This window comes from Pseudomonas sp. HMWF006 (assembly GCF_003061205.1).
Lineage (GTDB): Bacteria > Pseudomonadota > Gammaproteobacteria > Pseudomonadales > Pseudomonadaceae > Aquipseudomonas > Aquipseudomonas monsensis.
The window spans coordinates 1-985 of the sequence record NZ_QAIU01000644.1; the positions used below are offsets into that span (position 1 = coordinate 1).

A 985-nucleotide genomic window follows, 5' to 3' on the forward strand; every position below is an offset into this window, starting at 1 on the left:
ACTGATCAGTGAATTCGCCACTCACCGGCAGCGTCAACGCAGCGACGTCGATCAGCTCGCCGCCCGCGCCCATGCGCTGGCCAAGGGGGACGAACCGCTGGCCGCTGAAGACGTGAATGATGTCGCGGCCCTTGATCCGCTGTTGCTGGAGATCTTCCGCAACGAGGCGGAAACCCATCTGGCCAGTCTCAACCGTTACCTCGATCAGGCCGCCGAACATGTGCCGCTGCCGGCCAGCGATGAACTGCAGCGCGCCTTGCATACGCTCAAGGGCAGCGCGTCGATGGCCGGGGTGTTGCCGATTGCCGAACTGGCCGCGCCGCTGGATCAACTGGCCCGCGAGTTCAAGGCGCATCAGTTGCCGCTCGATCTCGATGAAGTGGAATTGCTGCTTGAGGCCGAAGGTTTGTTCCGCGTCGGTCTGCGCCAGCTCAAGCACGATCCGCTGGCGCCGATCGTCGGTGCACAGTCGTTGATCAAGCGCATTGAAACGCTGCTCGGCGAGCGTCTGGAAGCGATCCTCCAGACGCCGAACACCAGCCTGCGGATCAAGCGCGATCCGCAATTGATCAACAACTTCCTCGCCCAGGGCATGGACATCCTGCTCGACGCCGAAAACCTCTTGCAGCGCTGGCAACAACATCCCGGCGAGCGCCAGGAACTCAGTGCCTTGCTGGATGAACTGACCACCCTTGGCGAAGGCGCGCACCTGGCTGATCTGCTGCCGGTGGACGTGTTGTGCGAAGCCTTGCTCGACCTCTATGGCGCGGTGGAAGAAAGCAGCCTGGCGGTCAGCGAGCGGTTTTTCGAAGAAGCGCAGAACGCCCACGAAGCGCTGATCAACATGCTCGACGAACTGGCCGCCGGCCAGGAAGTCACGCCGCAGCCTGCGCGCATTCGCGCCCTGCACGAGTTGCTCGACGAGAGCCTTGACCCGTCGTCGATGGGCCTGATCCGCAGCGATGGCAGCCGTACCCTGAGCATT

1 protein-coding gene is annotated in these 985 nt (G+C 63.0%); it reads left to right on the forward strand.

The annotated features are described in order from the left end of the window. Nucleotides 1-985: Hpt domain-containing protein (locus tag DBR24_RS34465; protein ID WP_256591985.1), on the forward strand; the 985-nt coding region annotated here is incomplete at both ends.